This window comes from Exilispira thermophila, assembly GCF_055389015.1.
In genome coordinates, this window is sequence record NZ_AP042476.1 from 797171 (window position 1) to 820971 (window position 23801).

At 24.5% G+C, this 23801-nt stretch carries 25 protein-coding genes and 1 other RNA gene; 12 read left to right on the forward strand and 14 right to left on the reverse strand.

The window, feature by feature from the left end; all coding sequences use genetic code 11:
* Window positions 1–224 precede the first annotated feature (224 nt).
* The 3 genes from leuS (at window position 225) to ACZ5EC_RS03420 (ending at window position 4418) form a co-directional block, all read left to right on the forward strand.
* Window positions 225–2654 carry a leucine--tRNA ligase gene (gene leuS / locus ACZ5EC_RS03410; RefSeq protein WP_464303564.1) on the forward strand — a complete coding sequence of 810 codons (2430 nt, stop codon included), beginning with the start codon at window positions 225–227 and terminating at the stop codon, window positions 2652–2654.
* 242 nt (window positions 2655–2896) lie between these two features.
* Window positions 2897–3258: a transfer-messenger RNA gene (ssrA, locus tag ACZ5EC_RS03415) on the forward strand.
* Window positions 3259–3302: 44 nt separating this feature from the next.
* Window positions 3303–4418 carry a tyrosine-type recombinase/integrase gene (locus tag ACZ5EC_RS03420; RefSeq protein WP_464303565.1) on the forward strand — a complete coding sequence of 372 codons (1116 nt, stop codon included), beginning with the start codon at window positions 3303–3305 and terminating at the stop codon, window positions 4416–4418.
* 11 nt (window positions 4419–4429) lie between these two features.
* Here ACZ5EC_RS03420 and ACZ5EC_RS03425 read toward each other — a convergent pair whose 3' ends face one another.
* The 7 genes from ACZ5EC_RS03425 to ACZ5EC_RS03455 form a co-directional block, all read right to left on the reverse strand.
* A complete protein-coding gene (locus ACZ5EC_RS03425; protein WP_464303566.1) occupies window positions 4430–4783 on the reverse strand; it encodes a hypothetical protein in 354 nt (117 codons plus the stop codon).
* Between the two features lie 91 nt (window positions 4784–4874).
* Complete coding sequence (locus ACZ5EC_RS03430) at window positions 4875–5129, reverse strand: hypothetical protein (RefSeq protein WP_464303567.1); 255 nt, start codon at window positions 5127–5129, stop codon at window positions 4875–4877.
* The gene (locus tag ACZ5EC_RS03435) at window positions 5122–5292 is read right to left on the reverse strand and encodes a hypothetical protein (RefSeq protein WP_464303568.1); all 171 of its coding nucleotides are present in this window, start codon (window positions 5290–5292) and stop codon (window positions 5122–5124) included. Before ACZ5EC_RS03435 ends, ACZ5EC_RS03430 begins: the two co-directional genes overlap by 8 nt.
* 12 nt (window positions 5293–5304) lie before the next feature.
* Window positions 5305–5931, reverse strand: coding sequence for a C40 family peptidase (locus ACZ5EC_RS03440; RefSeq protein WP_464303569.1), 627 nt, complete (start codon window positions 5929–5931; stop codon window positions 5305–5307).
* A 3-nt stretch (window positions 5932–5934) separates the two neighbouring features.
* A complete protein-coding gene (locus ACZ5EC_RS03445) occupies window positions 5935–6144 on the reverse strand; it encodes a hypothetical protein (RefSeq protein WP_464303570.1) in 210 nt (69 codons plus the stop codon).
* 368 nt (window positions 6145–6512) lie between these two features.
* Complete coding sequence (ftsY, locus tag ACZ5EC_RS03450) at window positions 6513–7439, reverse strand: signal recognition particle-docking protein FtsY (protein ID WP_464303571.1); 927 nt, start codon at window positions 7437–7439, stop codon at window positions 6513–6515.
* A 266-nt stretch (window positions 7440–7705) separates the two neighbouring features.
* The gene (locus tag ACZ5EC_RS03455) at window positions 7706–8518 is read right to left on the reverse strand and encodes a ZIP family metal transporter (RefSeq protein ID WP_464303572.1); all 813 of its coding nucleotides are present in this window, start codon (window positions 8516–8518) and stop codon (window positions 7706–7708) included.
* A gap of 258 nt (window positions 8519–8776) precedes the next feature.
* Between ACZ5EC_RS03455 and ACZ5EC_RS03460 the strand changes: the two genes are divergently transcribed.
* The 9 genes from ACZ5EC_RS03460 to ACZ5EC_RS03500 all read left to right on the forward strand — a co-directional run bounded on the left by ACZ5EC_RS03460 (window position 8777) and on the right by ACZ5EC_RS03500 (window position 15252).
* Window positions 8777–9223 carry a Fur family transcriptional regulator gene (locus tag ACZ5EC_RS03460; RefSeq protein ID WP_464303573.1) on the forward strand — a complete coding sequence of 149 codons (447 nt, stop codon included), beginning with the start codon at window positions 8777–8779 and terminating at the stop codon, window positions 9221–9223.
* 68 nt (window positions 9224–9291) lie between these two features.
* A complete protein-coding gene (locus ACZ5EC_RS03465) occupies window positions 9292–9432 on the forward strand; it encodes a rubredoxin (RefSeq protein ID WP_464303574.1) in 141 nt (46 codons plus the stop codon).
* 151 nt (window positions 9433–9583) lie between these two features.
* On the forward strand, window positions 9584–9961 hold the full coding sequence (locus tag ACZ5EC_RS03470) for a desulfoferrodoxin (RefSeq protein WP_464303575.1): 378 nt from the start codon (window positions 9584–9586) through the stop codon (window positions 9959–9961).
* Between the two features lie 51 nt (window positions 9962–10012).
* Window positions 10013–10201 (forward strand): hypothetical protein, encoded by a 189-nt coding sequence (locus ACZ5EC_RS03475; protein ID WP_464303576.1) that lies wholly within the window; start codon window positions 10013–10015, stop codon window positions 10199–10201.
* A gap of 3 nt (window positions 10202–10204) precedes the next feature.
* A complete protein-coding gene (gene rbr, locus ACZ5EC_RS03480; RefSeq protein ID WP_464303577.1) occupies window positions 10205–10780 on the forward strand; it encodes a rubrerythrin in 576 nt (191 codons plus the stop codon).
* Window positions 10781–11086: 306 nt separating this feature from the next.
* Entirely contained in the window at window positions 11087–11995 is a 909-nt protein-coding gene (locus ACZ5EC_RS03485; protein WP_464303578.1) for a phosphate/phosphite/phosphonate ABC transporter substrate-binding protein, read from the forward strand.
* A 160-nt stretch (window positions 11996–12155) separates the two neighbouring features.
* Window positions 12156–12950: a phosphonate ABC transporter ATP-binding protein gene (gene phnC, locus ACZ5EC_RS03490; RefSeq protein WP_464303579.1), complete on the forward strand. Its 795-nt coding sequence runs from the start codon at window positions 12156–12158 to the stop codon at window positions 12948–12950.
* Window positions 12940–14460, forward strand: a complete 1521-nt coding sequence (gene phnE, locus ACZ5EC_RS03495; RefSeq protein ID WP_464303580.1) for a phosphonate ABC transporter, permease protein PhnE — start codon at window positions 12940–12942, stop codon at window positions 14458–14460. Before phnC ends, phnE begins: the two co-directional genes overlap by 11 nt.
* Before the next feature lie 75 nt (window positions 14461–14535).
* Window positions 14536–15252 (forward strand): hypothetical protein, encoded by a 717-nt coding sequence (locus tag ACZ5EC_RS03500; protein ID WP_464303581.1) that lies wholly within the window; start codon window positions 14536–14538, stop codon window positions 15250–15252.
* 4 nt (window positions 15253–15256) lie between these two features.
* Here ACZ5EC_RS03500 and ACZ5EC_RS03505 read toward each other — a convergent pair whose 3' ends face one another.
* The 7 genes from ACZ5EC_RS03505 to ACZ5EC_RS03535 form a co-directional block, all read right to left on the reverse strand.
* Window positions 15257–16378 carry a deoxyguanosinetriphosphate triphosphohydrolase family protein gene (locus ACZ5EC_RS03505; protein ID WP_464303582.1) on the reverse strand — a complete coding sequence of 374 codons (1122 nt, stop codon included), beginning with the start codon at window positions 16376–16378 and terminating at the stop codon, window positions 15257–15259.
* A gap of 207 nt (window positions 16379–16585) precedes the next feature.
* Window positions 16586–18901 carry an ATP-dependent helicase gene (locus ACZ5EC_RS03510; RefSeq protein ID WP_464303583.1) on the reverse strand — a complete coding sequence of 772 codons (2316 nt, stop codon included), beginning with the start codon at window positions 18899–18901 and terminating at the stop codon, window positions 16586–16588.
* Window positions 18902–18996: 95 nt separating this feature from the next.
* Complete coding sequence (locus tag ACZ5EC_RS03515) at window positions 18997–19617, reverse strand: RNA polymerase sigma factor (RefSeq protein WP_464303584.1); 621 nt, start codon at window positions 19615–19617, stop codon at window positions 18997–18999.
* A gap of 38 nt (window positions 19618–19655) precedes the next feature.
* Window positions 19656–20744 carry a CDP-diacylglycerol--glycerol-3-phosphate 3-phosphatidyltransferase gene (gene pgsA / locus ACZ5EC_RS03520; RefSeq protein ID WP_464303585.1) on the reverse strand — a complete coding sequence of 363 codons (1089 nt, stop codon included), beginning with the start codon at window positions 20742–20744 and terminating at the stop codon, window positions 19656–19658.
* Entirely contained in the window at window positions 20741–22027 is a 1287-nt protein-coding gene (locus ACZ5EC_RS03525) for a MiaB/RimO family radical SAM methylthiotransferase (RefSeq protein WP_464303586.1), read from the reverse strand. Before ACZ5EC_RS03525 ends, pgsA begins: the two co-directional genes overlap by 4 nt.
* Complete coding sequence (locus ACZ5EC_RS03530) at window positions 21981–23072, reverse strand: helix-turn-helix domain-containing protein (RefSeq protein WP_464303587.1); 1092 nt, start codon at window positions 23070–23072, stop codon at window positions 21981–21983. The genes ACZ5EC_RS03525 and ACZ5EC_RS03530 overlap by 47 nt, the downstream gene beginning before the upstream one ends.
* 9 nt (window positions 23073–23081) lie before the next feature.
* The gene (locus ACZ5EC_RS03535; protein WP_464303588.1) at window positions 23082–23765 is read right to left on the reverse strand and encodes a LolA family protein; all 684 of its coding nucleotides are present in this window, start codon (window positions 23763–23765) and stop codon (window positions 23082–23084) included.
* Between the last annotated feature and the right edge of the window lie 36 nt (window positions 23766–23801).

A 23801-nucleotide genomic window follows, 5' to 3' on the forward strand; every position in this document is an offset into this window, starting at 1 on the left:
AAAATATTTAATTAATTAATGAATAAATATATAAACAATATTAGAAAAATAAAAAAAGATATTATTTAAAAAATATATAAACAATATTAGCAAAAAAATATCATTAAAAAATATTTTTAATTTTAAAATTATATAAAATCAAAAAAAAATGATAAATTATATAGAACTATTTAATTAGAAAAAATATAGTGTTATCAATAAAATAATGTTCAAAGGATAGAGTTATGGATACTTATGATCACAAAAAAATTGAAAAAAAATGGCAAAAATATTGGGAAGAACACAAAGTTTTTGAAGTAAAGGAAGATAAATCTTTTCCAGAAAATAAGAGATTATATGTTTTAGATATGTTTCCTTATCCTTCAGGTCAAGGATTACATGTAGGACATCCTGAAGGTTATACTGCAACTGATATAATTTCACGATATTACAAAATGAAAGGTTATAATGTTCTGCATCCTATGGGTTGGGATGCTTTTGGTCTTCCAGCTGAAAATTATGCAATAAAGACAAAAACACACCCTGCTGAAACTACAAATAAAAATATAAATACTTTTAAAAATCAAATTAGATCTCTTGGTTTAGGTTATGATTGGTCTAGAGAAGTAAATACAACAGATCCAATGTATTACAAATGGACACAATGGATCTTTTTAAAGTTGTTTGAAAAAGGTTTAGCATATAAAAAAGAAGCTCCTATAAATTTTTGTCCATCATGTAAAACTGGTCTTGCAAATGAAGAAGTTGTTGATGGAAAGTGTGAAAGATGTGGTACTCCAGTTATAAGAAAAAATTTACCTCAATGGGTATTAAAAATTACTGCCTATGCTGAAAAGCTATTGGAAGATCTTGATGATCTTGATTGGCCTGAAGATATTAAGATTATGCAACGCAACTGGATTGGAAAATCAGAAGGTGCATATGTTAAATTTAAAGTTAAAGGTTTTAGTGATATTATTGAAGTTTATACAACAAGACCTGATACATTATTTGGTGCTACCTATATGGTTTTAGCACCTGAACACCCACTTGTTGATAAAATTACAACACCTGATAAAAAAGAAGAAATTGAAAAATATAAAAATTATGCAGCAAGAAAATCTGATTTAGAAAGGACTTCTTTAAATAAAGAAAAAACAGGTGCATTTACTGGGGCATATGCAATAAATCCAGTTAATGGAAAAGAAATACCTATCTGGATTTCTGATTATATTCTAATTTCTTATGGAACTGGTGCTATAATGGCCGTTCCTGCTCATGATGAAAGAGATTTTGAATTTGCTAAAAAATTTAATTTAGATATTATTCAAGTTGTTGCTCCTGAACCTGGAAAAATTATTGAAAACTTAAAAGAGGCTTATACTGAAGATGGTTATGCAATTAATTCATCTGAATTTGATGGATTACCAACAAAAAAATTTAAAGAGGAAATTACTAAATATCTTGAAAAAATTGGAGCAGGTAAAAAAGGTGTTGCATATAAATTAAGGGATTGGATTTTTTCAAGACAAAGATATTGGGGTGAACCAATACCAATAGTTCATTGTGAAAAATGTGGTTATGTTCCAGTTCCTGAAGATCAATTACCATTAAAACTTCCAGAAGTTACATCATATGAGCCTTCAGAAACTGGAGAATCTCCTTTAGCAAAAATTACTGAATGGGTTAATACAACATGTCCTAAATGTGGTGGCCCTGCAAAAAGAGAAACTAACACCATGCCACAATGGGCAGGAAGTTGTTGGTATTATTTGAGATATCTTGATCCACATAATGATAAAGAGTTTTCAAGTATTGAAAAACAGAAATACTGGATGCCTGTTAAACTTTATGTGGGTGGAAAAGAACATGCAGTATTACATCTGCTTTATGCTAGATTCTGGCATAAATTTCTTTATGATATTGGATATGTGACCACAAAAGAACCTTTTTTAAAACTTAGAAATCAAGGAATTATTCTTGGTGAAGATGGTCAAAAGATGTCAAAATCAAGAGGTAATGTTATAAATCCTGATGTTATTGTAAATGAATATGGAGCTGATACTTTTAGATTATATGAAATGTTTATGGGACCACTTGAAAAATCTAAACCCTGGAATACAAATTCAATTAAAGGTGTAAGAAAATTTTTAGAAAGAGTTTATAAAACATTTACACAAAAACCTATTGTAGATTCTTCTAAAATTGATGAAGACCTTGATAAATTAATGCATAAATCTATTAAAAAGGTATCTGAAGATATCGAATCAGTTTCTGCATTTAACACTGCAATTGCTCAATTAATGATATTTTTAAATGAAATTGAAAAATATGATAATATACCTGAAATAGTTGCTAAGAACTTTTTAAAATTGTTATCCCCTTTTGCACCTCACATATCTGAAGAATTATGGGAAAAACTTGGATATGAAAGCCCTATTATTAATCATGATTGGCCTGAGTATGATAATAAAAAAATAGAAGACAAAGTTATTACTTTTGTTATTAACATTAATGGTAAAAAACGAGCTACAATTGATTTACCTAAAGGTTCAACTGAAGAAATTGTGTTTGAAAAAGCTTCTAAAATCCCTAACATTATTAAATATATTGAGGGTAAGCAAATAAGAAAAAAAATATTTGTTAAAGATAGATTGTTAAATATTATTGTTTAACTAATTATTTAGTAATTAATTTTTATTATTATTTAATTTAATTTTTGTTTAGCTTATTATTGATTATTTTTAGTTATTTTATTATATTAGAAGTGGAATTCTAAATAATTAAACTTAACTAATGTTTAATTATATTTTTTTAATTTATTATTATAAAGATTTATGATAAATAATATTTAAAAAAACAACTAAATATTATTTATATTGTAATAATATTTAATTTTTACCCTCTTTACTTAAAAGGGGGCGAATTTTGGGTTCGACAGGCATAGACCCGAGCAATAATGGCATGCTGACCTGAAACAAGTCATAAAACTGTTTCAACAAAATTTAGTTGACAATGCTGAATTAGCAATGGCTGCTTAATAATAAAAAGTAGCCCGGTCTTTATTCCTTTTGCTTCCTGGGGGAATAAAAGACCGTCACTTACAGGAAGTATGTTATAAAGGTTTTACCCACACCTTTATAACATTAATAGTGGGTTGGTTGCAAAAAGGTTTTGCTATTTGTACCTTTTTGCAATGAGATTAATCAAATAGCTAAGCATGTAGAAGTTATTGCAGGGTATGTCTGGACGGGGGTTCAACTCCCCCCGCCTCCAATTCATCTAAGCCTGGAAAGACAGGGGATGTAGAAAAACATTATCCAATGAGGTCTACCAAAAGGTCTACCAGCTCTATTATAAAAAAAGCTTATATCGTTAAAAGAAAGTCAAAAAAATATTATTATACCAAAATTATTTTCACAGATGGAAGGATTTCTTTTTATTCTTTAAAAACAACAAATAAAACTGAAGCTCTAAAAAACCTTAATATTATAATTTCCAGAATCGATGATAGTCAAAATAAAATAGATGCTTTTGTAAGTTATAAAAGAATAGATGATCCTGAAAAAATAGTTGAACAATATTTAGAATACAGAAAATATCTTATACAACCCTCTTCTCTTGTAAAAGAAAAATCTATTTTAAAGCAATTTTTACAATATTTTAAACAGAAAAATCTGGAATATATCGCTACTGATGATTTATATCAGTATAGAAAATTTCTTATAAGAAAAGGGAAAAAACCAAAATATATTAATAATCAGGTTTCTGTTATAAATAACTTTTATAAATATCTTATAGATGAAAATATTGTTAAAGGTAATATTGTTACTCCTGGTAAATTTTATTTAAAAAACAATAGAAAAATAAATTTTGTATTATTTAATAAAACAATTATAAAAGATCTAATGAATGAATTTGACAAACTTCCAGTTAAATTTAAAGCATTTTTTTATATCCTACTCTTCACAGGATTGAGGATTTCAGAAGTTAGAGGTTTAAATAGAAATTATATCTATCTGGATAAAAAATATATTCTTGTTGTTGCATCAAAAACATATGATGATAAAAAAATCAAACCTTTTACAAAAACAAAAGATGGTATAAGGAAAGTTCCAATTCTTTTTGATTTTTTAATTCCGATCATAAAAGAATATCTTGAAATTAATAAGGAGCCCTATCCTTTTGAAAAAACATCATATACATATTTAAGAGAACTTAAAAATAGAATTTGTAAAAATATTAATTTATATTTCAGAGTTTATGACCTACGACATGGTTTTGCAAGTATGCTTATTGATATGGGATTAAATATAAAAAAGGTACAATATATAATGGGCCATGCAGATATTCAAACAACATTAAATATATATTCACATTTAATGGACCTTGATTTTATTGATGACAGAAAAATTGCAAATAAATATTTTGATAATTAATGATATGTTAATTATTTTATTAATTTTACAATAATGAAAATAATATTAAATACTGATAAAATAATTGCAATAACTCCGGTTAACCTTGCCCAGAAATCTTTATTTTTATCATTCATAGCAATTATTTTATCATCAATATTTTTAAATCTTTCATTGCATCCTTTTATTCTTTCATTATAACCAGTTCTTAATTCTGCAATTTTTATTGTATTTTGATTATATTGTTTTGAAAGAAGGTCAATTTTAGTTTCTAATTTTAATATTTCCTCTTTAATCTCATTTTTAAAATCAGATATATCTTTTCTTATACTTTTCATAGAATCAATTATAATTGTCCATTCATGATTTTTTGTTTCCTGTTTCATATTAATTTTTCCTCATATTTTCCAGCATATCAATATTATTTTTATATTTGATATTAAAAATAAATATAAAATAAGTTAATTTATGATGTCATTAATAATTATTTTTTATAGCTTTTGTATTCTGAAAAGTTTTTGCTCCCACTACGATAGCAGATAATCCAAAAAGGCCACCCATAATTATTTTAATAATTTCAGAATAATTTATTGAATATCCAGTTATTATTCCTACAACAAAAATACCAGGTATTATAATAATTGATAAAATATACATAAGAAGGAATATTTTCCATTTTATGGAGTTGAATTTATATTTCTGGATTTTATCATAATCAACATTTCTATTCATTTTTTGAATCCTTTTTTTCCATTTCTATTAGTAATTCCAGCTTTCCCTGTAATTTTAATATTTCTTCTTTTAATATTTGCTTTTGATGTTCAAGTTGATTGTAAATATTAATTTTATTGTTGATAATTTTTTCAATTTCATTTTTTTTCTTTTTTATATTCATATTTACCACCTTTTAGTGTTTTATTTTCATTCTTCCAAAATTATAAAAAATATTATTCCAATTTTTATTAAATAATCTATCATTAAAACTTTTAGATAACAAATCATAATATCGTAATTCTACTTTACCATCTATACTATATGAATCAATAAAATATATTTTATTTTCTTCTATGTGGTGAAATATAGCAATATGAAATATTTTATTATTTTCTGCAAAAAAAATTAAATCTCCTGGAAGTATTTCATTTATATTTTTTATATTACAATATTTTATTATTTCATAACTGGCTGCATCATTATATAATAAACTATATCCATTATCATTTAAGACTTTCCTATATACAACATTTATTAAACCTGAACAATCAACACCAAAATCCTTACCAGGAATTTTTCCAGAATTAATTAAATCAGTGATTTCATATATACTGGTTTCTCCTCCCCATAGATAAGGCATACCTGTATATTTAATTCCATTATAATAATAATTAATATAAATATATTTTTCTGCTTCTACAATAATGGAATTTAATAAATTTTCAGATATTTCTGAAATAATATAATTATTTAAATCACATGAATATGTTAACATAAATATTATGAGAATAAATATAATAATTATCTTTATTTTTTTCATAATCTATTTATAAACCAGGTGTATTAAAAATTCAATTGTAGAAGTATAAGTATTTTCTAACATAATACTACCATTATGTACATAAACTTTTATATATAAAGATGAATTACTTCCACTTAACCAATAGTATTTCCAATAAGTATTGTCTTTTGGAACATAAATATTTTCTCTAAAAGTATCATTAGGGCCAATTGATTTATTAGAAGAAATCATTACAATTGCTTCTGTATTCCACTCAGCATCAGTAAGAATAGAAATACCATAATTACTTCCAAGTGTTTGTTTGACAAATTTATTAAAATAGCCATTATAATGTAGTTTACCGTGAATATCAAAATAATCAGCAACCCAATGATATTTAAAACCATACCAACCTTTTGTTCTATTATAAAACCCTGTATAAGCACCTGTTTTGTTGTAATAGATTTCTATTTTCTCCCGCCTCCACCAAATTAAAATATATAAAATTCTTTAAGTTAAAAAAATATCTTGTAAATAATAATTATTATAGTCAGTGTAAATAATGAAGATTTTTCAATACTTATAATTAAGTGGGAATATATTTTCTGTAATACCTATTTTTAAATCAAATTAATTAATCTTTCTTTAAAATTATCATCAGAAGAATCAAGATAATTGTTTATTTGTTCTCCAAATGAAATAGCAAAAATTGGTATTTTATACTTATTAAATATTGAAAAAATTAACCCACCTTTTGCAGTAGAATCAAGTTTTGTCATTGCAAAAGCATCAATTTTTACAAAATTATTAAAAATTTCAAGTTGATTTAATGAATTTTTCCCGATATTTGCATCAAGGATTAATAAATGGATAACATTGATTTCAATATTAGAAAGTCTATTTTCATCTATTTTTTTTGTAATTACCTTATCAATCTTTTTAAGTTGATTCATTAATTGTTCTTTATTTTGCAGTCTTCCAGCAGTATCAATTATTAATAAATTATATTTTTTTGAAATAGCTTTATCAATGGAATCAAATACTACAGCAGCAGGATCAGCACCAGGACTTTGTGAAATTATATCAATATTAAGTTTATCAGCCCAGTAATTCAATTGATCAATTGCAGCAGCTCTAAATGTATCAGCAGCTGAAAGTAAAATTTTGTAACCCCTTTTTTTATAAAAATTTGAAAGCTTTGAAATAAAAGTGGTTTTCCCTACGCCATTTACTCCAATTATTTCGATGATATTTAATTTTTCAGAATTTAAATCCAGAGTTTTTGTAAGTAGAATACTTTCAAAGTAATTTTTAAGTTGTTGTTGCCATTGATCTTTATTAAAATTAACATTTTCAACTATATCTTTTACAGTAGAATAATCAATATCAGCACTAAGTAGCAATTTTTCAATTTCTTTTGTATCATTTTTAGTAGAAAAAATATTAACTATTTTAGAAAATAAATTATTTTTTTTACCTTTCAAACTCTTAGTTGTATGTAAATTATTATTTTCTTTTTTATTTTTCTTTTTAAAAATGTTTAACATTAAAAACTCCTGGTAGAATTGAAAACAAATAACTTATCTGTTTTACAATAATTTAACTTTATTTCAATTTTTTTCAATAATCAATAAATTTATAATAATAAAAACTTTTTCTATTGTAAAACATTTTGGAATTAAATAAAATAATTTTGATACAGATTTTGATACAGAAAAGATAAATATTTAAATTATGAAAAATTTGCTTATTTAATATTTTAATATTATTTATAAAACAACTGCTATTGTTAATTGTTATTAAAATTTGTAATTTATCCTAAAGCTACATCTAAAACCATCATAACAATAAAGCCTAATATAAAACTCATAGTTGCAATATCAGTATTTCCATGAATTTGTGATTCAGGTATTGCTTCTTCTACAACAACAAATACCATTGCACCAGCAGCAAATGCCATTGCATAAGGTAAAATGGTATGAAAAAATGAAACAGCAATAAATCCAATAATAGCAGATACTGGTTCAACGAAACCAGAAAGCTGACCGAGAAAAAAACTTTTACCTTTTGAAAGCCCTTGTGTTCTTAATGGCATAGAAACAGCAAACCCTTCTGGAAAATTTTGTATTCCAATTCCTAAAGCTAAAGTTGCAGCAGCAATAGTTGAAGAACCAGAAAATCCAACAGCAACACTTCCAAAAGCAACACCAACAGCTAACCCTTCTGGTATATTATGCAAAGTTACTGCTAAAACTAGTAATAATGTTTTATTTAATTTAGTCTTAATCCCTTCAACTTCATTTTCAGGAAAATCAATATGTAGATGGGGTATAATTTTATCAAGAACTCTTAAAAATATAGCTCCTAGCAAAAATCCAACCATTGGAGGTATAAATTTTAATTTTCCAAGATTTTCAGACATTTCAATGGATGGTGCAAGTAGTGACCAGAAACTGGCAGCTACCATAACTCCTCCAGCAAAAGCAAGCATAATATCAAGTAGTTTTTGAGATGGTTTTATATTTATCAAAACAAATGCAGCACCCAAAGAAGTAACTCCCCAGGTAAATAATGATGCAATTATAGTTTGTTGAAGATAATTAAAATTATTTAAAAAATAGAACATAACACCTCCTTAAACAGATAAAATTTTAAATATATCTTTTATAGTTAAATTTCTTTATAAGTGATTTAATTTTTATAAGTAATCTAATTAATCTTGGTTTTAAAAAATAAAATTTTTGTAGTATTAAAAAAATAGAGATTCAATGTTAAAATAAAATAGATATTTAATTAATAATTTATTATTTAATTTTTTGCAAATTAATAAAAAAATTAATTGAAAAAAAATTGAAAAATTTAAATTTTTGTATATAATGTAATTATGAAAACAAAAAATGTAAAAAGAAAAAACATTACAATTGGATTTTTAAAAGAGATTTTAATTGAACATAATATTAATCCAACTGTTCAGAGAATTGAAATTCTCAAATACCTTTATGAAAAGAAAAAACATCCAACAATTGATGTAATTTTTAAAGATCTTAGAAAAAAAATTCCTACTCTTTCTAAAACTACTATTTATAACACTTTAAAAATGTTCCACAAAAATGGACTTGCATTTATTTTTTCAGATGATGAAGCCGTTTTACGTTATGATGCAGCTATTGAACAACATGCACATTTTAAATGCATCAAATGTGGTAAAATCATTGATTTAGAATACCCATCGAATATTATTGAATATGGTGAGAAAATCGGTAAAGTTTTTTATACTAATCTAATTTATGAAGGTATTTGTAAAGACTGCGAAGAAAAAATAAAAAAATAATTTGATTTTTAAACATTTATCAATTATCTTTATATTACAAATATGTAATAAATACAAAGGAGTAAATTATGCAAAAGTGGATTTGTACAGTTTGCGGTTATGTTTATGACCCAGCTGAAAATGATAATGTAAAATTTGAAGATTTACCTGAAGATTGGGTATGTCCTGTTTGTGGTGCAGGTAAGGATGAATTTGAAGAAACTGATTAGCCGATTTTTTAATGTTTTAATTTTTTAATATAAAAAATAGCTAATCTAATTCCATTTAAAATTAAAATTTTTTTAAATTTAAATTATTAGGAGGAATTATTTTGTGTGCTTTTAGTTTAAATTCGAAAAAAAATACTTTAAGGGGGGAAAAATGACTGAAATTAGAGAAATTTATAAATGTGAAATCTGTGGAAATGTTATTGAAGTATTGCATGAAGGAGCAACATCATTAGTTTGTTGTGGACAGCCAATGGTAAAACTAGAACCAAAAACTGCTGATTCTACTACTGAAAAACATGTTCCAGTTATTGAAGAAAAAGATAATGGAATATTGGTTAAAGTTGGTTCAATACCTCATCCTATGGAGGAAAAACACTATATAAAATTTATTGAAGTTTTAACTGAAAACAAAGTTATTAAAGCTGAATTAAAACTTCATGATAAACCTGAAGCATTTTTTGAAGTAAAAAAAGATGATGTTATTGAAGTTAGAGAATACTGTAATGTTCATGGATTATGGAAAGCATAAAAATTAATATCTTTAAAATTAATTTTTTTAGATATTTTTAAAAGGGGTTGTATGGAAGATTTAGAACTAAAAATTTTAAAAATTTTAGAAGATACTGATAAGCCATTAAAAAGTGGAGAAATATCTGAAATTGCAAATATTGATAAAAATATAGTTAATAAAATGATTACATCTTTGAAGAAAAAAAATAAAATTATTTCTCCAAAAAGATGTTACTATTCATTGAATAAGGGGGAGTAATAAATGAAAAGTTTAAAAGGTACTAAAACAGAAAAAAATTTATTAACAGCATTTGCTGGTGAAAGTCAAGCTAGAAATCGTTATGATTTTTTTGCAAAACAGGCTAAAAAAGATGGTTATGTACAAATTGCTAATATTTTTACTGAAACTGCTTTAAATGAAAAAGAACATGCAAAAAGATTATTCAAATTTTTAGAAGGTGGTGAAGTAGAGATTCAAGCTTCTTTTCCAGCTGGAGTTATAGGAAATACTGTTGATAATCTTAAAGCAGCTGCAGCTGGTGAACATTATGAACAAACTGAAATGTACCCTACTTTTGCAAAAATAGCAGAAGAGGAAGGATTTGGAGAAATTGCTGCAGTTTTTAGAGCAATTGCAGTTGCTGAAAAAGAGCATGAAAAAAGATTTTTAAAATTAGCAAAAAATATTGAAGATGGTACTGTTTTTAAGAAAAAAGAAAAAATTTTATGGAAATGTTCTAATTGTGGATTTATATTTGAAGGATATGAACCTCCTGAAAAATGTCCTGCTTGTGCTCACCCAAAAGCATATTTTGAACAATTATCTGAAAATTGGTAAAAATTATTATATCCGTAAAAGAAAAAAGAGAATCTCTGCATGGGATTCTCTTTTTTATACTAAGGGGTATAAATGTTAGTTATAAAATTATTTGAAAAGTTTAAAATATATCTATTAATCCTTCATTTTTAAAATTTCTATACTGCTAAAGATAATTTTAATTAAATATTCAAATATATTAACAGATATAAATAAATATTAAAAATAATTAATAAAAGTATTGAAAAAATAATTTTTTTTATTATAATTAAATAGCTAAAAGAATTTTTTATATTAATTTATAGCACTTAAAAAAAAGGAGTCTCTATGAAAACAAAACTTTTTTTAATTTTGATTGTTTTTGCCCTTGTTCTTTCTCTTTTTATTTTTACTTCTGGTAAACAGGGTAAAGCACCTTTAGGATCAGAAGAAAACCCTATAGTTTGGGCTTTTGTACCTTCAGGTGAAACTGAAAGAGTATCAGCAGGTGCTGAAGAAGTTGCTAAAATTTTACATGAAATGACTGGATACTATTTTAAAACTACTGTTGCAACTGAATATGCTGGTGTAATTGAAGCTTTAGCATCAGATCCACCTTCTGCACATATGGCTTCATTGGCTACATTTGCTTATATTGTTGCTTCAGCTAAACATGTAGCTGAGGTTGCATTAGTTTCTGTTAGATATGGTAGTCCAACTTATACTGGTCAGATTATTGTAAGAAAAGATAGTGGTATTAAAACTTTAAAGGATTTAAAAGGTAAATCTTTTGCAAGACCTGACCCTATTTCTACTAGTGGTTGGATTATGCCAAGTCTTTTATTAAGAGCAGAAGGTATGAATCCAGATACTGATTTAAAAGTTGTAGACGCTGGAAGTCATGATGCAGTAGTTGCTGCTGTTTATAATGGTGATGTTGATGCAGGAGCTTGCTATGTTGATGCAAGAACCAGACTTGAAAAACAACACCCTGATGTTATGGACGTTGTAGTTCCTATTAAATTAACTCCTCCAATTCCAAATGATGGTGTACAGTTTCATCCATCTGTACCTAAAGATATGAGAGAAAAAATTGTTGAAGCTTTATTAGAAATGACTAAAACAGAAGAAGGCAAGAAAGCTTTAAAAACTGCTTATCAATGGGATGCTTTAGAAAGACATGATGATTCTTTTTATGATCCTTTTAGACAGTTATTACAGGCAGCTGGTGTTAATCCAGAAGATTATTTAAAATAGTAATTAATATTTGATTTTTTATTTAATTAGTTTTATATAAGAAGAGGGAGAAGAATTCCCTCTTCTTATTTTTTTAGTTTTGTAAAAAAATACTTATAATTAGTATTTTATATTTTTTTATAAATTTATTTTTTAAATTAAATTGTAGATTGGAGACATTATGCTGGAAGTTAAAAATCTAACTAAAGTCTATGAAGATGGTACAGTAGCTTTAAAAGATGTTAGTTTTACTGTTGAAGATGGAGAATTTCTAATAATTATTGGGTTAAGTGGTTCAGGTAAATCTACTCTTTTAAGATGTATTAACAGATTAATTGAGCCAACTTCAGGACAAATTTTATGGAATGGAAAAGATATAACAAAAGCAAATAATATTGAATTAAGACATTTCAGAAGAAAAATTGGTATGATTTTCCAACATTTCAATCTAGTAAAAAGGTCTTCTGTTTTAACTAATGTTCTTGCAGGTAGATTAGGATATGTTAATCCTATACAATCATATTTTTATAAATTTCCAAAAGAAGACATTGAAATGGCTTATTCAGCTTTAAAAAGAATTGGCATTGAAGATCAAGCTCATAAATTAGCTAGAGAATTATCTGGTGGTCAGCAACAAAGAGTTGGTATTGCCCGAGCATTAGTACAACAACCAGAATTAATGTTAGCTGATGAGCCTGTAGCAAGTTTAGACCCTGTTTTAGCTCATACAATCTTATCTTATCTTGAACAAATTAATCAGGAAGAAAAAATTACTGTTATGTGTAGTCTACATTATCTTGATTTAGTACAACGTTATGCTACAAGGGTTATTGGATTAAGAGCTGGTAAAATTGTATATCAGGGTACAAAACAAGATATTATAAATATGACTGATAAAGAATTTAAAGAAGTTTATGGTGAAGAAGCTGTTAGAATTAGTGCAGGAATTAGTGGGGAGAGAAAACATGACAAATAAAAATAATAATAGTGATTCTAAAAAAACATTATCAATTTTTCCTTTTATTTCAGCAATATTATCTTTATTTTTACCTGGATTAGGGCAATTAATTTCAAAAGCATTTAAAAAGGGTCTGGTTATCTTATTTTCTACTGCATCTTTAATTGGTTTATTTATATGGAGAATTAATTTATTAACTCCTTATAATCATGGTGTATTTTCCAAATTGTCAAGGGCAATTGAAAGAAAACCCACATTTATGATTTTGACTATTTTATTTCTTTTAATTTTATGGGTTTTAAATGTATTGGATGCTTATAAAACAAGTAAAGAAAAAAATAAAAGTCTTTCAATTTTAGGTGCTATTTTATTAATACTTTTTTTCATTATTGGCTGGCAGATTAGTGAAATAAATATTTATAAAGCTGTAAGTGAATTTGGTGATGCTGTAAAACCATTATCAAAAGTTTTATGGCCATGGGAAGCTGCAATAAAACATCCTTTAATAGAAATAAAAGCACAGGATAAAGTTTTAATTGGTAATGAGGGGAAACTTCCTGAAAAGCCAAAGTACGAAAAAGGTAAACCCTATATAGAGATAACTCCTAGAAAAGGAAACTTATCCAAATTAGGAGATGATGGAAATACTATTCCTGGTACATTAGTGACACTCAAAGGTAAAAATTTTATTCCAAATAAGCTAGTTAAAATATGGTGGAAAGATTCTTTAAGCAATGAATTTCAACCTAGAGAAAATGGAAAATATTTACAGGTAATGGCTGATAAAGATGGTAATTTTCAAATACAATTTCATATGCCTTATAGATTAATTCCACCTAGTGCGAAGGGACCACAATATCATACTGTTGAAGCCAGACAAATTGCTGGAAAAGGAACACCAATTCCAAGTGAACCATTAATAATAAGTATAAGTAAAATGATAGAGACTATTTTTATGGGTATGATGGCAACTTTTTTTGGGATAATTTTTGCAATTCCTGTTAGTTTTTTAGCTGCTAGAAATATAATGTCTGGATCTAAATTAACACTTGCAATATATTATCTAACAAGAACTATTTTAAATATTATTAGATCGATTGAACCATTAATCTGGGCTATTATTGCAGTTGTATGGGTAGGATTAGGACCATTTGCTGGCATCATTGCATTAACATTTCATTCAATTGCAGCATTAGGTAAACTTTATTCTGAAGCAATTGAAGGAATAGATCATGGACCAATTGAAGCAATTCAAGCAACTGGTGCTAACAAATTACAGGTCATTTTTTATGGTGTTATTCCTCAAATGATTTCTCCTTTTGTTTCCTTTTCAATTTATAGATGGGATATTAATGTAAGGATGTCTACTGTAATAGGTTTAGTAGGTGGTGGTGGTATTGGTTTTATTTTAATCCAGTACATAAGATTATTAGATTATAAATCTGCTGGTATTGCAGTATGGTTTATTGCTGTTACAGTTTCAATTTTAGATTATGTAAGTGCAGAAATTAGAAGAAGAGTTATTTAATAAAAAAAATTATTTTTAGAATTAATTTATAAAAATAAAATTGTCTATCAATTTAATAGATAAGGAATTTAAATTATGAGTGAACATATAAAAAAGTTGTTTTTAATTGGAAGACCAGCTGCTGGTAAAAGTGAGATTATATATTTTCTTAAAAAATTAGATCCTGAAAAAAGGGTTAAAGATTTTAAAATTTCAAATATTATTGAAATAGACGATTTTCCAATGCTATGGACATGGTTTGAAGAAGATAATATATTAGAAAGTCTTGGGAAACCAAGACTTCATTCTACTTCTGATAATCTTTTTAAATACAAATACCTGTGGGATGTTTTAATCAAAAGAATTGAACTTGAATACAAAAAACTTTTAATTGAAGATAAAAATTTATTAGACACTAATACTATTTTATTTGAGTTTTCAAGAGGGAAAGAACACGGCGGATTTAAACATGCTTTTAATCTTTTTTCAAAAGAGTTGTTAAAAGATTCATCAATTATTTATATAAATGTTTCTTATAGTGAATCATTGCGTAAAAACAGAAAAAGATTTAATCCTGATAAACCTCACAGCATACTTGAACATGGTTTGTCAGATGACAAAATGGAACTTTTATATAAAGAAAATGATTGGGAAGAGATTACAAAAGATAAAAATGGTTATGTTAATTTTAATGGTATTGATATCCCATTTGTAGTTTTTGAAAATGAAGATGATGTCACAACAGAGGGTGATGAAAAACTTGAAAAAAGATTAAAGGAAGTTCTTAATAACCTATGGAATTTGTATAAATAATTTTCTAATCAAAAAACATTTTGTTATATTCAAATTTAAATTTATCTGGCATAATTAATTCTTTAGTACATTCTATAGCATAATCGTCAGTCATACCTGCAATATAATCAAGTACACTCATCTCTATTTTTTCTCCAGAATTATTATAAAAGGATTCCATTTTTGATAAATAATCACCAAATCTAAAAGCTATAAAATTATTTTCCTTAGAATAATCATCATAATTTTTTTTATATTTTATAAGAATTTCATTTAGATAATCGTATAATAAAGTCAAAATTCTTTTAAAATAAATATGGTATTCAATTAATTTTTTGCTATGATAAATAGATTTGTAATTAAAATCTCTGAATATTATTAAAATTTCATAAGCTTTATCTGAAAAACCAATTTTCCCTGATTTCAAGGAATTCTGAATAAGATCACTTACAAAAAAATTAATAATTTTACTATTTTGTATTCCAATTTCTTTTTTTATTTTAGCAGGAATTTCTGTTTCTTTAATAATTTCCATTTTCATTGCATCTTCTAGATCTCTGCCAAGATAAGCAATTTTATCAGACATTCTAACAATAGTTCCTTCATATGTTGATGGAAAATGAGCTCTATCATTGATTTTACTTAAATCTTTTACCTGATGGTCTGGTTCAATATATTGTTCAAACTTTTCTCCACAATGATTAATAATTCCATCTCTTACAGCGTATGTTAAATTCAATCCTTTTCCATAATTGATTATATAATCCACTACCCTTAGAGAATAAATTTCATGTTTAAAATCATATAATTTTTTAAATAAATCAGCTATAATTGTTTCACCCACATGTCCAAATGGAGAATGCCCCAAATCATGTCCCAGGCTAATAGCCCATGCAAGATCTGCATTTAATCCAAGAGCTTTTGCTATAGTTGCTGAAATGGAAGCTACATGTAATTCATGTTCAATCCTGGTACATATATGATCATTTTTTGGTGAAAAAAAAACCTGTGTTTTATGTTTTAGTCTTCTAAAAGGTAAGGAATGAATAATAGCTGTTGTATCACGAAAATAATGACCTCTATAATCTTCTTTACGTGGATATTTTCTTTTTTTCAGTTGCTCTTTTGTTAGTTTATTTTTAAACATATTTTATCCTGATTTTATAATTATTAAAATAGATATTATTATTTCAATACATATAATTTTTAATATATAATTGATTATTATATCACTTTTTTAACTATATTTTTATTATTTTTTAAGATTCCCCAATTAACTATTCTTATAAATAATTAAAATATTCTAAAAATGAAATATGTAGTTATTATTTATAATTAATATTTAGTATGAATGTTATTTTTCATTCAGTTTTTTAATTTTAGCATATTCCTTAATAAAAGTCATATTATTCCCATTTTCCATTTTAATAGTTAATTTTGTCATATTTTTTAGTTTTGCTATTTCTAATATAGCTCCTTTGCCATAATTTTGTATTAAAACTTTATCACCAATTTCAAAATTGTTAATTATATCTTTACTTTTTTCATTATCTTCTTTTGAATCTTCACCAAGTTTTTTTAACTCATCCAATGTTGAATTGAAACTATTATTCTTAAAGGTATTTTTATAATCAAAATAATTTGGATTTTCAGAAGCAATTGATATTGTGTCAAAATATTCTTTTGGAATATGTGTTAAAAAACTGGATACATTTTTATGTGAATTTTTAGATCTATAAAAATTTGAAGAATAATAATAAGAGATAAAATAAACTTTTTCTTTAGCACGGGTAATACCAACATAAAACAATCTTCTTTCTTCTTCAATCCTTTTTTTCATTATTTTTTTTATATTAGAAATTTCATTTACATCTTCCATTTTAATCATTGGAATTATACCGTTTATAACACCTATAATAATAACAATTTTAAATTCCAACCCTTTTGCAGAATGTAAGGTTAATAAATTTACTCCATTTGTATTTAAAGGATTTTCATTTGAATAAAGCATAAATTGGTTATAAAATTCTAATAACGGATCAAAATTTTTATTATCAGTATTATTTTCTTTTTTATTATCTAATAAATTATTTTCATTTAAATGGTTATTTATATTACTATTATTATTATTATTTAACTTTCCATTTTCGATTTCAAATTCTTTTGAAATTTTAATTAATTGAGAAATATTTTCTTTTCTATCTTCTAATTTAGTAGAATCTTCTTTTTCAAAATATTCATAGAGTTTAAATTCATTAATTATAGATTCTATCAAAATTGAAGGTTTTTTAATTTTTTTTAATTTAATTATTTTTTTAGCAAATTCTTTAATTGTATTTTTTCTTGATTCTTTTAAAATATCAAGAAGAATGTTGTTTTTGGACGATTGATATTTATCAATAATTTTATCAATTGTTTTTTCACCAATCCCTTTTTTAGGAATATTAATAACACTTTTAAGAAGAAATATTGAATTGCTGTTTAAGATAAACCCTATAAAATTAAATATAGTTTTAATTTCTTTACGTTTATAAAAAGAAAGTCCATGATAAATTTTATATGGGATATGATTTTTAAAAAGGTATTGTTCTATATATGCAGATTGCCAATTAGCTCTATATAATATAGCTATATCATTATAGTTATAACCATCGTTTATGTTATTTTTTATAATATTAACTACTCGTTTAGCTTCTCTTTTTTCATCATATTCTCTAAAGAAATGCACTTCCCCATTATCAGTTTTATCAGGTATTAACTTTTTATTTCTTCTAAATTGATTTTGTTTGATTATTATATTGGCAATATCAAGAATTTTTACATTACTTCTGAAATTTTTTTCCATAAAAATAATTTTTGCATTTTCAAAGTCATTTTCAAAATTCATTATATTGGTAATATCTGAACCTCTAAAACTATAAATAGATTGATCCTCATCACCAACAGCAGTAATATTATTAACTTTTACCAGTAGTTTCAATAGCTTTCTTTGAATCTGGTTTGTATCTTGATATTCATCAATTAAAAAATAGGAAAACCTATTTTGAAAAAATAATTTTATACTTTCATTTGATTTTAGAGTTTCAACAACTTTAAGTATTAAATCTCCAAAATCAAGCAGATTATTTTCCAATAGATATTTTTGATATGTATTATAAAAATCTAATGCTTTTTTTTGATCACTAAAAATTTTTATAAGTCCTGAGATATCGTTATCAAGATTGATTTTAATAAGAGAAATTTCATGTCTAATACTTTTTGTAGAGTAATTTGTCAGGTTGTATTTCTTTTTTAAAATATCTTTAATTATAGATAGTTGAAGTTCTTCATCAGCAACTAAAAAATCTTTATTTATATTAAATAAATCAGGATACTGTTTCAATAATCTTAAACAAAACGAATGAATAGTAGTAACATAAGGTAATGTTTGAAAAGTAAACTCCCCTACTCTTTTTTTCATTTCATTTGCTGCTTTATTTGTAAATGTAATTGCAACAATGGAATTTGCAGGATACCCCAAACTGATAAGATATTTAATTTTTTCAGTTATAACACGAGTTTTACCAGAACCAGCAACTGCAATTACTAAAACAGGTTTATCAACAGTTTTTATTGCTTCTATTTGTGAAGGAGTTAAATTAACATTGTTTTTTGATTCTGTATTTTTCATTATTTATTTTTTATTATTTAATTTTAAGTATTTGTTTTTCATTATTTGTTTTATTTATTAATAACAAATATTGTTCTTTAAATTGAACTTTTTATCTATTTCTGGAATTTTGTAATTTCATCTAAAATTTTCATAATTAATCTTGAGTTTTCTGATATAAAATGAATTTCTTCTTCAGTAAGATTTTCTGATATCTTTGATTTAAAACGGTAAATTGCATTATCAACTGATTTTTCAGAAATATTTAAAGCAGCAGCAATAGATTTATATGAATTTTTAAGTGTGTATAAATGAAATACTTTTTTTTCAAGAGGTGTTAATTTTTCTTTTAAAACTTTTAATATTTTTTCTAATATTTCTTCTTCTGTAAATTCTGAATTTTTATCAATATAGCTCTGATTTAAGTGATCTTCTAAAATTCTTAATTGAAATTCAAGATTTTTTCTATATTGATTAACATAATTAATTAAATGATTTTTTACTAACTTCTTCAGGTAAACACTAAAGTTAACTTTTGAATCTAATTTATATGTATTTACAGCTTTTATAAAAGCTATTGATGCTTCCTGTAAAATATCATCTCTATTGAATATTAAAGAAACAAAAGGTTCAGAAATTTTAAACAGGTAAACTTCAAATCTTTTATATAAAATATCAAAAGCTTTCTTATCTCCATTTTGAGCTTTTTTTAAAATTTCATTTAACATTTCTACCATAATTTAAACTTTAATTATTATTTATTATTTTAAAAAACTTAAAATAGCAAAAAAGTTCCCATAATTATTGCAACATAAATTCCAGCTAAAAAATCATCTATCATAATTCCAACACCACCTTTAATTTTTTGAATTTTTTTAATACCAAGTGGTTTGATTATATCAAAGAATCTAAACAAAATAAATGCTATACAAAAATAAATCCATTTATTTAAATAAACTGTTTTAAGATTAAAAGACAAATTATTTATAAAATAATCTCTTCCTATATAGTTAAATAGATAAAAAGGAAACAAACTTACTAAAATTCCACTTATTTCATCAATTGTAATGTATCCAGGATCAATTACATTTTCAATTTTTTCTACAATATTTGAACTTATTATTCCTAAAATAATAATTATCACTAAAATTATTAAAAACGAATATAAATTGAAATTTAAAAAAAATATAATAATAGTTGCAATTAATGTAACAAAAGTTCCTGGGAATTTTGTTAAATATCCTAAATAAAAAAATGTTGCAATCGATTTAACTAAAGTTATATATGATTCTTTCAAATAAGATAGAACATATTTTATAGCAGAATAATATGTTAATAAAAGTGAAATTGTAAAAAATATTAAAGGTATAATTTTTAAAAAATTAGTCTGGTTTAATTTTATATAATTTATATTTACAAGATATACAAAATAGAAAATAATAATTGTAATCATTTGAAAAGCTGTTTTAAATTTAGCTGCAAAAGAAGTTTTAAATTCTTTTTTATTAGAATTTCCTTTTTCTTTTTGTTTATCAACCTCTATTCTTAGAACTGTAATAAAATAATCTCTGAATGCTAATATAATAACAAAGTAAAAAGGTAAATAAACAAATTTTTTTAGTGAAAATATAGCAAAAGCAGTGATTACCAATATTTTATCAGCAAGAGGATCTAAAAAAGCACCTATTTTTGATACAACATTAAGTTTTCTAGCGAAGTAACCGTCAAAATAATCAGTAATAGAAGCTATAAGATAAATAATAAAAGATATTATTATACTTACAGGATCAGGTTTTAAAAGATAGATTATAAAAGGGATAACAAGGATAAACCTTAACCCTGTTAAAATATTAGAAAGATTCATATTTCCTCTCCATAAAAATCATATAAAATATTGTCATATAACTTGATATATATAAAATTTCCTGGATTATATTTATTTAATTCAAATTTTGGTTTAACATAAGTAATACCATCAATTTCTGGCGCTTGAGCATAAATTCTTCCAATAAGTTGATTATTTTCATAATCAATATTTTCTATAAAAAATTCAATTTTATTTTTTAATTTTTTAAATAAAAATTGCGCTTTACTATTTAAAATTTCAGTTAATTCATTATATCTTTTAATAATAATATTCTCATCAATTTTATTTTCAAGTTTATATGAAGCAGCTTTTTCTATATCTGAATATGGAAATACACCAACATAATCAAAAGGAAGCTCTAATAATTTATTTTTCAAATTGTTGAAATCTTCATCTGTTTCTGAAGGAAAACCAGTAATTACAGTGGTTCTTAAAATTAATTCAGGATACTTTTCTTTTAAATTATATATTATTTTTTTAATTCTATCATAACTGGATTTTCTACCCATTAACTTCAAAATTCTATCTTCTGTATGCTGAATAGGTATCTCAACATATTTAACAACATTTTTAAGACTAAAAAGATCCTGTACATCATCAGTATAAACATCAGGATTAAAATACATTAATCTGATCCAATGGAAATTTTTTTCAGCAAGAAAATTTATAATTTTTTTTAAATTAGTAATACCAAAAGAAAGGGTGTCTTGAGAAACAATAACTATTTCTTTATAATGTTCTTTATTTAGTTCTTTTATTTCATCCAGAATTAATTTTTCTGAAAAAGGTTTAAATTTCCCTTTTATTTGGGGAATTATACAATATGTACAATTTTGCGAACAACCTTCTGAAATCCTTAGATAAGTGTAAAAACGTTGAAATAACCTGTATCTTCCAGATTGTTCAAAATTATTATTTAAAAGAATATTGTTAAGTTCATCATAATTTAAAACATAATCTGCTTCAGTTAATTCCTTTTTAAGCTCTTCATAAAATACCTGAGTTGCACATCCAGTTAAAATAATTTTTTTACCTTTTTTATTGGTAGAATAATCTAAAACAGTGTTTATTGTTTCACTTAATGCAGGTTCAATAAAACCACAACTATTAACAAGTAGATAATCAGCATTTTCAGGATTTTTTGTAATGTTAAATCGTTTATTCAATAAATAAGCGATTTTTTCTGAAATAACTTCATTTTTTGGACAACCTAAAGTTTCTATATAAAATTTCTTATTCTTTGGAATTGAAAACCAATTGATATTTTTCAAGTTCTTCATTATAAACCCACTTTATTACAAAAAATCCTAATATTTGATCTGGTAATTTTACTAATTTATCGTTAATTTTAAGTGAAATAGCTCTTAAATTTGATATATGAAGTTCTAGCATTGATTTACTTTCTATTCTTAGAGTATCATCAGGTTTCATTAAAAGTTCTTTTTCTTCTTTATTATCAGCAATATATTTAACATAAGCATATCCAGTACTTGAAATAAGTATATTTATTTTTTGAATCTCCTTATTTAAATCTTTAATAATATAGTTAACAAAACTTGATTTATCATATGGAGTAACATTAGAATTTCTTTCCAGATCAATAACAACACCTTCATTTGTAATATTTTCAACAGTTATAGTAAAATCTGGAAAACTATCATTATTAAAATCAAATATAATCTGGTTCTTTATTGGTAGACTAATTAACTTATTTAATTCAATAAAAGAAATTTTCACTGTTTTGTTTACAAGGTCAATATCATTTATTTTAAAATGCATGTCATTATTATCATCAGTTATAAAAGTAAAACCTTCATTTATTTTAAAATTTTTTAAAATTTTTTTTTCAGAAAATTTATAAAAATCATTATATAAATCATTATTTTGTTGATTTTGAGTATTTTTATTTTGTGTAACTTCTTCTTTTTTAGTTGTATTTGTAAATTCTTTGTTTGGTGTTTTAATAAAGAAATTATAAACAAAAAATAGAATAATTATTAATACAAGTAAAGAAGATAAAATAATAATGCTGGATTTTGATAAACCTTTTTTTAAAGGTTTTGTAAGTTCATTATAGGGAATAGGTTGCTCGATTTTTGATTGCTTTTTGTAAATATCTATAAGTTCCTTTGAATCTAATCCTAGATATTCAGCATATACTCTTAAAAAACCAGTAAAATAAGCTTCCCCTGGAAAAATTTCAACATTTTCCTCTTCTAAACCTTCAATAAATCTTTTTGATATTTTTGTTTCTTCAGCACATTGTTTAATTGTTTTGTTTAAATTAAGTCTTTTTTCTCTTAAAATTTTACCAAATGATTTCATACTTATACCTTATCCAAAAAAATTTTTTATTATTTGAACATCATCAGGAATCTCGTTCTCAAATTCAAAAATTCTATCAGGAATATCAATATTAAATTTGACCTCTGTGAAATAATAAGAAACTACCTTATTATCAAGAGTTTTTGCTTTTTGATATACAATAAATCCATCTTTTGTAACATATAATTCAATTGACTTAAATCCAGCTTCAACTCTTTTTGGTGTTCCAATAATTTTATAAACTTCAAAGTTATTGAATTTATAAAGATTTTTTTCCTCTTTAAATTTAAAATTATAATTATCCAATAGATATGAAATAGATTTTTGAGAATTATCTACATCAATAGTTAATTTTTCAGAAAGTTCCTGTTCACCAACAATATATAAAGAAGGAATATAAACCCATAATTTTTTACCATTAGTTACAATTGTCATCTCTTTAGGTGAACTAATTACAATTTTTAGTTTATTAGGAAATTTATAAAAAATTTCCCCTTCAGAATTAACAGGATTACTATTTTCATTTTTTTGTTTCATGTAAATAATTTTTCCCTGATAATCCTGTATTTTACTATATCTATCCTTCATTATTCTGATAACATCATTTATAGAAAAAACTTCTTGTCCTGAAATATAAATTGTTGATACAAGTAAAATAATTAAAAAAATAAAAAATAATTTTTTTTTCTTCATAATTGGTATTCCTTTAATATCTAAATAACTTTTATC